At 64.0% G+C, this 11,708-nt stretch carries 7 protein-coding genes; 6 read left to right on the top strand and 1 reads right to left on the bottom strand.

All coding sequences use genetic code 11. The annotated features are described in order from the left end of the window. Positions 1–74 precede the first annotated feature (74 nt). Positions 75–548, bottom strand: a complete 474-nt coding sequence (locus QCE58_RS05825) for a hypothetical protein (protein ID WP_051079045.1) — start codon at positions 546–548, stop codon at positions 75–77. A gap of 177 nt (positions 549–725) precedes the next feature. Between QCE58_RS05825 and QCE58_RS05820 the strand changes: the two genes are divergently transcribed. From QCE58_RS05820 to QCE58_RS05795, 6 genes are all read left to right on the top strand, one after another. Then, entirely contained in the window at positions 726–1,307 is a 582-nt protein-coding gene (locus QCE58_RS05820) for a DJ-1/PfpI family protein (RefSeq protein ID WP_250439448.1), read from the top strand. A 194-nt stretch (positions 1,308–1,501) separates the two neighbouring features. After that, entirely contained in the window at positions 1,502–1,810 is a 309-nt protein-coding gene (locus QCE58_RS05815; RefSeq protein ID WP_144403775.1) for a hypothetical protein, read from the top strand. A 512-nt stretch (positions 1,811–2,322) separates the two neighbouring features. Then, on the top strand, positions 2,323–3,156 hold the full coding sequence (locus QCE58_RS05810; protein ID WP_008350606.1) for an IclR family transcriptional regulator: 834 nt from the start codon (positions 2,323–2,325) through the stop codon (positions 3,154–3,156). A 321-nt stretch (positions 3,157–3,477) separates the two neighbouring features. Further along, on the top strand, positions 3,478–4,833 hold the full coding sequence (locus QCE58_RS05805; protein WP_008350608.1) for an MdtA/MuxA family multidrug efflux RND transporter periplasmic adaptor subunit: 1,356 nt from the start codon (positions 3,478–3,480) through the stop codon (positions 4,831–4,833). 15 nt (positions 4,834–4,848) lie between these two features. Then, positions 4,849–7,968 carry an MdtB/MuxB family multidrug efflux RND transporter permease subunit gene (locus tag QCE58_RS05800; RefSeq protein ID WP_250521017.1) on the top strand — a complete coding sequence of 1,040 codons (3,120 nt, stop codon included), beginning with the start codon at positions 4,849–4,851 and terminating at the stop codon, positions 7,966–7,968. 3 nt (positions 7,969–7,971) lie between these two features. Further along, the gene (locus QCE58_RS05795; protein ID WP_250496747.1) at positions 7,972–11,307 is read left to right on the top strand and encodes an efflux RND transporter permease subunit; all 3,336 of its coding nucleotides are present in this window, start codon (positions 7,972–7,974) and stop codon (positions 11,305–11,307) included. Positions 11,308–11,708: the final 401 nt, after the last annotated feature.

Below are 11,708 nucleotides of genomic sequence, written 5' to 3'. Positions count from 1 at the left end.
AACAGGGAGGCCGCCCAAAGCGGACGTAACCGAATGTTAAGCGCTTCTGCGTTGATTTTTCAGACGAAACAGCCCTATTTATCCATCTCGGTGCGCGCGCCGCTGGACTCGGACGTGGGTCCGGCGACCGAGCCTTGCGCGCTCGCTTGCGGATTCGACGCGCCGCCCGACTGCGCGGACCATTCCTGCAGCTTGCGCCCCGCCGATTGCAAGCCCGCGCCCGTCGCGCTCGCGGCATTGTTGATCGCGGCGTTCGTCGCGCTCGCCGCGCTGTCGAAGTTCGATCGCGCCGTCGCGGCGACGCTGCTCGCGGAGACATCGGGCATCGATCCGGCGCTGTCGATGTTCTGCTGCGCCGATTGTTTCGCGGCATCGACCTTCTGGCCGACGTAGCTCGCCGCCTGGTCGAACTTCTGGCTCGTCTGGCTCGCCAGATTGTTGAGAGCGCTCGCGGCCTGCCCCGCGGTTGCGTCGTGCTTCTCGCACGCGGCCAGCACGCCCAGCGCGGCGAGCGTCACGGCGATGCGGGTCATGGGAGTCATCTGCATGGTGATACCTTCCTTCGTCTCGAAACTCGCGCACATCATACGCTGTCGGTGCGCGTCGCTTCGCGCTGTCACATGCGAAGCGCGGCGCGAATAGTAGACTGATCCGCGCGGCGCGAGCGCGATGGAGCGGCGCGCGGCATCGAGCATCCGACAACCCATTCCCTGACGAGGTTAGCGATGGCTGCCAAGAAGATTCTGTTTCTCACCGGCGATTTCGCCGAGGACTATGAAACGATGGTTCCGTTTCAGGCGTTGCAGGCCGTCGGCCATACGGTGGATGCGGTGTGCCCCGGTAAAAAGCGCGGCGACACCGTGAAGACGGCGATCCACGATTTCGAAGGCGATCAGACTTATACGGAGAAGCCGGGACATCGCTTCACGCTGAATGCGAGCTTCGACGACATCGATCCGGCCCGTTACGACGCGCTCGCGATCGCAGGCGGCCGCGCGCCGGAATATCTGCGCCTGAACGATCGCGTGCTCGAACTCGTGCGGCACTTCGCGCAGGCGAACAAGCCGATCGCCGCGGTCTGCCACGGCGCGCAATTGCTCGCGGCGGCGGGCGTGATCGAAGGGCGGCGCATTTCCGCGTACCCGGCGTGCGCGCCCGAAGTGCGGCTCGCGGGCGCGACTTACGCCGATATCGCCGTCGATGAGGCCATCACCGATGCGAATTTCGTCACCGCGCCCGCATGGCCCGCGCATCCGGCGTGGATCGGGCAATTCCTGACGCTGCTCGGCACTCGAATCGAACTTTGAAACCTTGCATCGCAGGGGAACCTCGCCTCTGGTCAACGGGGTGCGCCAGCCTTACATATAGCTGGCGCAAACGATTTACCCGCGGTGAGCGGCGAATAGAATTTTCCCTCTACATTTCGGAGACTTCTGGTTTTGGCACCCTATACGGTTGGCATATATTTGCCGCCGTCCCGCCTCCCACGAAGTCTCGCACCATGCTCTTCATGAATGTCGCCGTCGCCCTTGTCGCAGGGTTGATGCTCTTCGAGCCGTTCACTCGCGCCCCTGTCTCCCGCTTCACCACTCCACGCATGCGTCGCAGTCTCGCTCACCGCGCTTTCTGTCAGGCGGGCGCTGCATTCTTCGCGGCTCTGCTCATCGCGACGAGCCCGCCCGCGCCCGAACGAATTTCGCCGCTCGTCGTGTACTCGGTCGCGCTATTGCTGGTGTGCGCAGCGGTCTACTGGATCGGGCGCGGCAAACGCTTGCTTCGGCAGCCACGCGTGTTTGCGAACATGTATTGATCTCCCAGCGCGGCGCACATTGCGCCGCGTTTTGCTTTCGGCAGCGAAGATGACTGCCGCTTCTCTCCCCATCATTTCCTTTCGACGTCCGAACGACGAGACCCGGCTCCCCCGCGCTTTCCGGTATATTCGCGCCAAGACTTTCGACGAACGCACGGACGAAAAAAAAGGCGCTACGTTTCCGTAGCGCCTTAAAAGTTCTAGCCATTCCGAGGGCCGTGCTAGAACCTGAGAGCCTGTCTCCGAAGCTCGGGCGGTAAGCGCTGAAGCGCACGTCACCCCGGGTTTCGAAATTCGGTTCCATTTTTTCCGGGATCGCTGCTCAAGTCAAGCAAAATCTCGCGGTCCGGGCAACTGCCCAAGTTTCGTTCAACATGCACCGAAACACATAAAAATTTCATTGCGGGTACAGCTTATTCTGAAGGTTTGCATCGTTTGCAAGTTTCTCGTGCTGGCCTTGTAGAATTGCGCCAGGTCATCAAACAAAACGATGTTTCACTTAACGAATGCCTATGCAAAACGAACCGTCGGTGGGCCGCGAACGCGCCCGGGAGAAGGACGGCGAGGAAGTCACCGCGCTCGCCCGCGGGCTCGATGTGCTGCGCCGGATCGCCGCCGCGGACGCGCCGGTGAGCAATCGAGAACTGACCGACTGGACGGGAATTCCGAAGCCCACGATATCCCGGATCACCGCGACGCTCGTCGGCGCCGGATTGCTGCACCGCTTGCCCGACAGCGAGCGCTTCGTGCTGACGGCGTCCGTTCTCGAACTGAGCAACGGATTCTTACGTAATTTCGATATTCGCGCTCGAGCGCGCCCGTTTCTTATCCGTCTCGCCGAGCGCACTGGTCTCTCGGTGCACCTCGCCGTGCGCGATCGTTTGGAGATGGTTGTAATCGATGCCATTCGTCCGCGGTCCGCCGTTCTGGTGTCGCGGCTGGAAGTCGGCGGCAGGATGGACCTGAGCCGCACCGCTGTCGGACGCGCGTATCTCGCGGTGTTGTCCGACGCGGATCGGCGTGCGCTGATCGGCAGCTTGCAGATCGCATCCGGCGACGACTGGCCGGCCATCGCGGGCGGCTTGCAACGCGGCCTCGACGATGCGTTGCGCCTCGGCTTCGCGATCTCCATCGGCGAATGGCATCACGGATTGAATGCGGTCGCGGCGGGCTTCGTCGGGCCGTCCGAAGAACGCTATTCGGTCAATTGCGGCGGCGCCGCGCATCAGTGTCCGCGCGACATATTGATCGACGAGGTCGCGCCCGCCCTGCTCGATTGCGTCGAGCAGATCACACGCGAGATCGGCGGAACGCACGCCCCGAACCTATTGCGCGCCGCCAGTTAGACTACGCGACGGCCGCCGCGCGGCCGAACGCCTTCGAAAGCGCGGCCGGTTGCGCGTGTAACACTCGTAATCAACAGAAAGAAAGGCCGGTGGACGCCCTCGGGTGCGGGACGTAGCATCATGCTTCGCGCGCACCGGGGTCGCGCCGGATCGCTCGCCTGGCTCGACAGGCAGCCTTTCCAGCCGCTTTCAACGGCCCCGCGTCATTCACGGCCTCCGCTTCGGTCTCGGTTCATGCGCGCGGCGCATCGTCTGGCGCTTGAACCGTGACCGCCGCCCGTCCGCGCTCCGAACAGATTTGAAAGACCAGCCTCCGAACCGATGGACGACCAAAAGAATCCCCCAGGGCACTCGCGCCCGACGCCTCCGACGCCTGCCGCCATCGAACCCGCGCCGCGGCGGCGCCGGGTCGTGCCGCTCATCGTCGCGATCCTGATCGTCGCCGGCGCAGTTGCGTGGTGGCATCCGTGGAATCGCGGCGAGAGCGGCGGCACGAGCGGCGCGCCGGAAGCCCGTCAAGGCGGAAGGCGCGGCATGCCGAATCCGATGAATCAGCCGCAGCCGGTGCATGTCGCGACCGTCACCCAAGGCGAAATGCCCGTGGTCATCAATTCGCTCGGCACCGTGACGCCGCTCGCGAACGTCACGGTCAAGACGCAGTTGAACGGCACGCTCGTCGATGTCGCGTTCAAGGAAGGCCAGATGGTCAAGAAGGGCGACGTGCTCGCGCAGATCGATCCGCGTCCGTATGAAATCTCGCTGCGCAACGCCGAGGGCACGCTCGCGAAAGACCAGGCGCTGCTGCAGACCGCGCGCCTCGACCTGCAGCGCTATCAGACGCTGCTCTCGCAGGATTCCATCGCGAAACAGCAGGTCGACACGCAGGCGTCGCTCGTCAAGCAGTACGAAGGCGCGGTGAAGTCGGATCAGGCCAACGTCGATACCTACAAGCTCGATCTGACCTACGCGCGCATCACGGCGCCGGTGTCGGGGCGCGTCGGCTTGCGTCAGGTCGATCCGGGCAACTACGTGACGACGGGCGACACGAACGGCGTCGTCGTCATCACGCAGTTGCAGCCGATCAGCGTGATCTTCACCACGTCCGAAGACAATCTCGCCGCGATTCTCAAGCCGCTGCACGCGGGCACGAAGATGTCGGTCACGGCGTATGACCGCGCCAATACCACGTCGCTCGAAGCGGGCTATCTCGAGACCGTCGACAACCAGATCGACACGACGACCGGCACCGTCAAGCTGCGCGCTACCTTCGACAACAAGGAAGGCATGCTCTTCCCGAATCAGTTCGTGAACACGAAGCTGCTCGTCGATGTCATCAAGAACGCGACCATCGTGCCGACGCCGGCGGTGCTCAACGGTTCGTCGGGCGCGTTCGTGTACGTCGTGAAGCCGGACAACACCGTCACCGTGCGCAACGTGAAAACCGGCCCGGTCGACGGCGAGCGCACCAGCATCAAATCCGGACTGCAAGTCGGCGAGCGCGTGGTCATCGACGGCTCGGACCGCCTGAAGGAAGGCGCGAAAATCACGATTCCGGCTGAAAAGGCGAAAGCGGCATCGGGCGCGTCGGGTGCATCGGGCGCGTCGGCTGCGGCGCCGGCTTCGGCGGCGTCGGGTGCGCGCCACGGCGGTCATCGGCGTCAGCAATCGCAGCAGTAAGCGCCATTCGAAAGCATGAATCCATCCCGCATTTTTATTCTGCGTCCGGTCGGCACGGCGCTCCTGATGGCGGCGATCATGCTGGTCGGCCTCGTCGCGTTGCGCTTTTTGCCGCTCTCGGCGCTGCCCGCCGTCGACTATCCGACGATCCAGGTCCAGACGTTCTATCCGGGCGCGTCGCCCGACGTGATGACGTCGAGCGTCACGGCGCCGCTCGAAAAGCAGTTCGGGCAGATGGCGAGCCTGAACCAGATGTCGTCGCAAAGCTCCGCGGGCGCATCGGTCATCACGCTGCAGTTCAGCCTTGATTTGCCGCTCGATATCGCCGAACAGGAAGTGCAGGCGGCGATCAACGCAGCGGGCAACCTGCTGCCGTCCGACCTGCCCGCGCCCCCGATCTACGCAAAGGTGAACCCCGCCGACGCGCCGATCATGACGCTCGCGGTCAGCTCCAAAACCTTGCCGCTGACACAAGTGCAAGACCTCGCCGACACGCGTCTCGCGCAGAAGATCTCGCAGGTCGCGGGCGTCGGCCTCGTATCGGTGAGCGGCGGCAATCGCCCTGCCGTGCGGATTCGCGCGAACACGCGCGCGTTGGCGTCGTATGGCCTGAACATCGACGATCTGCGCACGACGATCTCGAACCTCAACGTCAACACGCCGAAGGGCAACTTCGACGGCCCGACGCGCGCCTACACCATCAACGCGAACGACCAGCTCACCGACGCGAACGCGTACAAGAGCGCGGTCGTCGCGTATCGCAACGGCCGTCCGGTGATGCTGACGGACGTCGCGAGCATCGTCGAGGGGCCGGAGAACACGAAGCTCGGCGCATGGGTCGATTCGACGCCCGCGATCATCCTGAACGTGCAGCGTCAGCCGGGCGCGAACGTGATTGCGGTGGTCGACGGCATCAAGAAAATCCTGCCGCAATTGCAGCAATCGCTGCCGGCCGCGCTCGACGTGCGCGTCGTCACGGACCGCACGACGACCATCCGCGCTTCGGTGCGCGACGTGCAGTTCGAACTCGCGCTGTCCGTCGTGCTGGTCGTGCTCGTCATCTATCTGTTCCTCGCGAACGTCTACGCGACCATCATCCCGAGCTTGTCGGTGCCGCTGTCGCTCGTCGGCACACTCGCGATCATGTACCTGTGCGGCTTCTCGCTCGACAACCTCTCGCTGATGGCGCTGACCATCGCGACCGGCTTCGTGGTCGACGACGCCATCGTGATGATCGAGAACATCGCGCGTTACGTCGAGGAAGGCGATCCGCCGCTCGAAGCGGCGCTGAAGGGTTCGAAGCAGATCGGCTTCACCATCATCTCGCTGACGGTCTCGCTCATCGCCGTGCTGATTCCGCTGCTCTTCATGGGCGATGTCGTCGGCCGCCTCTTTCACGAGTTCGCGATCACGCTCGCGGTGACCATCGTCATTTCGGCAATCGTCTCGCTCACGCTCGTGCCGATGATGTGCGCAAAACTTCTGCGCCACACGCCGCCGAAGGAAAGCAAGCGCTTCGAGGCGCGCGCGCATCAGTTCATCGATTACGTGATCGGGCGTTACGCGGTCGCGCTGGAATGGGTGCTCGCGCGCCAACGCGCGACGCTGTTCGTCTTCGTGCTCACGCTCATTCTGACCGCCGTGCTGTACGTGTACATTCCGAAGGGCTTTTTTCCGACGCAGGACACCGGTGTGATCCAGGCGATTACGCAGGCGCCGCAGGCCGCGTCGTATCAGGCTGTCGCGGACCAGCAGCAGGCGCTCGCGAAGAAGATTCTGCAGAACCCGGACGTCGAAAGCCTCACCTCGTTCGTCGGCGTGGACGGCTCGAACATCACGCTGAACAGCGGGCGCATGCTCATCAACCTGAAGCCGCGCGACGACCGCAGCAATACGTCGAGCGATGTCATCCGCGAGATTCAGAGCGAAGTCGCCGATATTCCCGGCATCAAGCTGTACATGCAGCCGGTGCAGGATTTGACGATCGATTCGACCGTCAGCCCGACGCAGTATCAGTTCATGCTGACGGACCCGAACGCGTCGGAGTTCGCGGAATGGGTGCCAAAGCTCGTCGAGCGGCTGCAACACACGTCCGTGCTGACGGACGTCGCCACCGATCTGCAGCAGAACGGCCAGTCGGTGTATATCGAGATCGACCGCGAGACAGCCGCGCGCTTCGGCATCACGCCCGCGACCGTCGACAATGCGCTCTACGATGCATTCGGCCAGCGCATCATCTCCACGATCTTCACGCAATCGAACCAGTACCGAGTGATTCTCGAAGCCGAACCGTCAGACGCGCATTACAGCGAAACGCTGAACGGCATCTATCTGCCCTCTTCCACCGCGACCAACGGTCAGGTGCCGCTCTCGGCCATCGCGAAGTTCCACGAACGCGCGGCGCCCTTGCTCATCACGCACCTCGGCCAGTTCCCGGCGACGACCGTTTCCTTCAATCTCGCGAAGGGCGCGTCGCTCGGCGAGGCCGTGAAAGCAATCGAGCAGGCCAAGGAGGAAATCGGCTTGCCCGCGTCGTTCCAGATCCGCTATCAGGGCGCCGCGCTCGCGTTCCAGGCGTCGCTGTCGAACGAGCTGTTCCTGATTCTCGCGGCCATCGTCACGATGTATATCGTGCTCGGCGTGCTGTACGAGAGCTTCATCCATCCGATCACGATTCTCTCGACGCTGCCGTCCGCAGGCGTCGGCGCCCTGCTCTCGCTGATGATCACCGGGCACGATCTGGACATCATCGGCATCATCGGCATCGTGCTTCTGATCGGCATCGTGAAGAAAAACGCGATCATGATGATCGACTTCGCGCTCGAAGCGGAGCGCGATCAGGGCAAGCCCCCGCGCGAAGCGATCTTCCAGGCGTGTCTGCTGCGCTTCCGCCCGATTCTGATGACCACGATGGCCGCGCTCCTCGGCGCACTGCCGCTGATGCTCGGCTGGGGCGCGGGCTCGGAGCTGCGGCGTCCGCTCGGCGTGGCGATCGTCGGCGGCCTGATCGTGTCGCAGTTGCTCACGCTGTTCACGACGCCCGTCATCTATCTCGGCTTCGATTCGCTCGCCCGCAAGCTGCGCGCGCGCTTTCATCGCGACGCGCCGCCGGCCCCGGCCAGCGAGGGCCGCTGAGTCATGAACCTGTCGCGCATCTTCATCGCCCGGCCCGTCGCCACGACGCTGCTCGCGGTCGGCATCGCGCTCGCGGGCATGTTCGCGTTCGTGCGCTTGCCGGTGGCGCCGTTGCCGCAAGTCGATTTTCCGACCATCTCCGTGCAGGCGTCCTTGCCCGGCGCGAGTCCGGAGACGGTGGCGACGAGCGTCGCGAGTCCGCTGGAGCGACATCTGGGCACCATCGCCGATGTCAGCGAAATGACCTCGATGAGCTCTGTCGGCACGACGCGCATCACGCTGCAATTCGGCCTGAATCGCGATATCGACGGCGCCGCGCGCGACGTGCAGGCCGCGATCAACGCCGCGCGCGCCGACCTGCCGACCGCGCTGCGCCAGAATCCGACGTACCACAAGGTCAACCCCGCCGACGCGCCGATTCTCGTGCTCGCGCTCTCCTCGCCCACGCGCACGGCGGGCTCGCTCTACGATTCCGCGGCGACCGTGCTGCAGCAGACGCTCTCGACCGTGCCGGGCGTCGGCGAAGTGGACGTGAGCGGCTCGGCGAATCCGGCCGTGCGCGTCGAGCTCGAGCCGGGTGCGCTCTTTCACTACGGCATCGGGCTGGAGGACGTGCGCGCCGCGCTGGCGTCGGCGAACGCGAACAGTCCGAAGGGCGCGATCGAGTTCAAGGGCACGCGCGTCCAGCTCTACACCAACGATCAGGCGAGCAAGGCCGCGCAGTACAAGGACCTCGTGGTCGCGTACCGCAACGGCGCGGCGGTGAAGCTTTCGGATGTCGGCGAAGTGGTCGATTCCGTCGAAGACTTGCGCAATCTCGGCCTCATCAACAACAAGCGCGCGGTGCTCGTGATCCTGTATCGCCAGCCGGGCGCGAACATCATCGAGACGATCGACCGCGTGAAGTCGATGCTGCCGCAGTTGCAGGCCGCGCTTCCCGCCGACGTGCAGATCACGCCGACCGCCGACCGCTCCACGACCATCCGCGCATCGCTGCACGATACCGAGCTCACGCTCGTGATCGCCGTGGCGCTCGTCGTGATGGTCGTGTTCCTGTTCCTGCGCAACTGGCGCGCGACGCTGATACCGAGCGTCGCCGTGCCGATCTCGATCATCGGCACGTTCGCGGCGATGTATCTGCTCGGCTTCTCGCTCGACAATCTCTCGCTTATGGCGCTGACCATCGCGACGGGCTTCGTCGTCGACGACGCGATCGTCGTGCTCGAGAACATCACTCGGCATGTGGAAAAAGGCGTGCCGCGGATGCAGGCCGCCATACTCGGCGCGCGCGAAGTCGGCTTTACGGTGCTGTCGATCAGCGTGTCGCTCGTCGCCGTGTTCCTGCCCATTTTGCTGATGGGCGGCATCGTCGGGCGGCTGTTCCGCGAATTCGCGCTCACGCTGTCGCTCGCGATCGCGGTGTCGCTCGTCGTCTCGCTGACCGTCACGCCGATGATGTGCTCGCGCCTGCTCGAAGAGCCGCACGAGCGCAAGCAGGAAGGCCGCGTCGCGCGCTGGCTGGAGCGCCAGTTCGATCGCATGCAGCGCGGCTATGCGCGCACGCTCGGCTGGGCGCTCGCGCATCCGCGCACGATTCTCTTGATCCTGCTGGCGACCATCGGGCTGAACGTTTATCTGTACGTCATCGTGCCGAAGGGCTTTTTCCCGCAGCAGGACACGGGCCGCATCATCGGCGGCATTCAGGCGGACCAGAGCACGTCGTTCCAGGCGATGAAACTCAAGTTCGCCGAGATGATGAAGATCGTCGAAGCGGACCCGGCCGTCGACAGCGTCGCGGGCTTCACGGGCGGGCGCTCGACCAATTCGGGCTTCATGTTCATCTCGCTCAAACCGAAGAGCGTGCGCAAGGTGTCCGCCGATCAGGTCATCAACCGCCTGCGCAAGCCGCTCGCGGATGTCGCCGGCGCGCGCACCTTCCTTCAGGCGGTGCAGGACATTCGCGTGGGCGGGCGGCAATCGAACGCGCAATATCAGTTCACGCTGCTGTCCGACTCCACGGCGGACTTGTACAAGTGGGGGCCGCTTCTCACCGAGGCGCTGCAAAAGCGCCCCGAACTCGCCGATGTCAATTCCGACCAGCAGCAAGGCGGCCTCGAAGCGATGGTCACGTTCGACCGCGCGACGGCCGCGCGCCTCGGCATCAAGCCCGCGCAGATCGACAACACGCTCTACGACGCATTCGGCCAGCGGCAGGTATCGACCATCTACAACCCGCTGTCGCAGTATCACGTCGTGATGGAGCTCGCGCCGAAATACTGGCAGGACCCGGAGATGCTCAAGCAGATTTACATCAGCACGTCGGGCGGCACGGCGAGCGGTTCGGCATCGACGCAATCGACGACCACGTCCGGCACGACGACGACCGCGTCCACTTCGGCGACGGGATCGACGGGCGCGGGCGGTTCCTCGACGAGCACGTCCGACACAACCGCTGCCCTTGCGCTGGCCGCCGTGAAGAACTCGGCGACCAACGCGATCGCCGCGACGGGCAAGAACGGGTCGTCGTCGGGTGCTGCGGTGTCGACATCGAAGGAAACGATGGTGCCGCTTTCCGCGATTGCGAAGTTCGGGCCGGGCAACACGCCGCTTTCGGTGAATCACCAGAGCCAGTTCGTCGCATCGACGATCTCGTTCAATTTGCCGCCGGGCAAGTCGCTCTCCGACGCGACCGCGGCGATCTACGAGACCATGGCCACGATCGGCGTGCCGCAGACCATTCACGGCAGCTTCCAGGGCACGGCGCAGGCGTTCCAGCAATCGCTCAACGACCAGCCGCTCCTTATTCTGGCGGCGCTCGCAGCGGTTTACATCGTGCTCGGAATTCTGTACGAGAGCTACATCCATCCGATCACGATTCTCTCTACTTTGCCGTCGGCGGGCATCGGTGCGCTGCTCGCGTTGCTGTTGTTCAAGACGGAGTTCAGCATCATCGCGCTGATCGCGGTTATTTTGCTGATCGGCATCGTGAAGAAGAACGCGATCATGATGGTCGATTTCGCGATCGAGGCGACGCGCCACGGCGCGCAGACGCCGCAGGACGCGATTCGCGAGGCGTGTCTGTTGCGCTTTCGCCCGATCATGATGACGACCGCCGCCGCCCTGCTCGGTGCGCTGCCGCTGGCGTTCGGCAGCGGCGAAGGTTCGGAGATGCGTGCGCCGCTCGGGATCGCGATCGTTGGCGGGTTGATCGTGAGTCAAATGCTCACGCTCTATACGACGCCTGTGGTCTATCTTTATATGGATCGGTTTCGGATTCGCGCGGAAGAACGGCGCGCTCGGCGGCAGCGCGGGGCGGGGCCGGCTGGCGCGGCGGAGTGAGGTTTTGCTCTTTGTTTTCTCCGGATCGCGGAGTGGGCGTTTGTTGTTGGTCCTTCGCCGGATCCCGGAGTGGGCGTTTGTTCTTGGTCCGTCGCCGGATGCCGGAGTGGGCGTTTGTTCTTGGTCCTTCGCCGGATGCCGGAGTGGGCGTTTGTTCTTGGTCCTTCGCCGGATCCCGTTTTGCTCTCGGTCTATTAGCACTGCCCCTGTGCGGGGCGGCAGTCACTTTCTTTGCTGCTGCAAAGAAAGCAACTGTATTGAGCGTCAAGGGTTGAGTTGGTAAGGATCATGGTTTTGGGGGATTCCAAGTTGTGCCGTCGCGCATCATGGCGTTGAGCTGGGTGAGCATCTTGCGCATTGCTGCGACGAATGCGACTTTGGTCTTTTTGCCTCTGGCGCGC

The organism is Caballeronia sp. LZ028, from assembly GCF_031451415.1.
Classification (GTDB): Bacteria; Pseudomonadota; Gammaproteobacteria; order Burkholderiales; family Burkholderiaceae; genus Caballeronia; species Caballeronia zhejiangensis.
The sequence above is the reverse complement of the archived record's forward strand: the minus strand, read 5'-3'. Positions and strand labels throughout refer to the sequence as shown.

What these genes read in the sequence shown, in the direction of transcription:
- QCE58_RS05825 (WP_051079045.1), bottom strand. Translation starts at nt 548, where the DNA reads ATGCAGATGACTCCCATGACCCGCATCGCCGTGACGCTCGCCGCGCTG.
- QCE58_RS05820 (WP_250439448.1), top strand. Translation starts at nt 726, where the DNA reads ATGGCTGCCAAGAAGATTCTGTTTCTCACCGGCGATTTCGCCGAGGAC.
- QCE58_RS05815 (WP_144403775.1), top strand. Translation starts at nt 1,502, where the DNA reads ATGCTCTTCATGAATGTCGCCGTCGCCCTTGTCGCAGGGTTGATGCTC.
- QCE58_RS05810 (WP_008350606.1), top strand. Translation starts at nt 2,323, where the DNA reads ATGCAAAACGAACCGTCGGTGGGCCGCGAACGCGCCCGGGAGAAGGAC.
- QCE58_RS05805 (WP_008350608.1), top strand. Translation starts at nt 3,478, where the DNA reads ATGGACGACCAAAAGAATCCCCCAGGGCACTCGCGCCCGACGCCTCCG.
- QCE58_RS05800 (WP_250521017.1), top strand. Translation starts at nt 4,849, where the DNA reads ATGAATCCATCCCGCATTTTTATTCTGCGTCCGGTCGGCACGGCGCTC.
- QCE58_RS05795 (WP_250496747.1), top strand. Translation starts at nt 7,972, where the DNA reads ATGAACCTGTCGCGCATCTTCATCGCCCGGCCCGTCGCCACGACGCTG.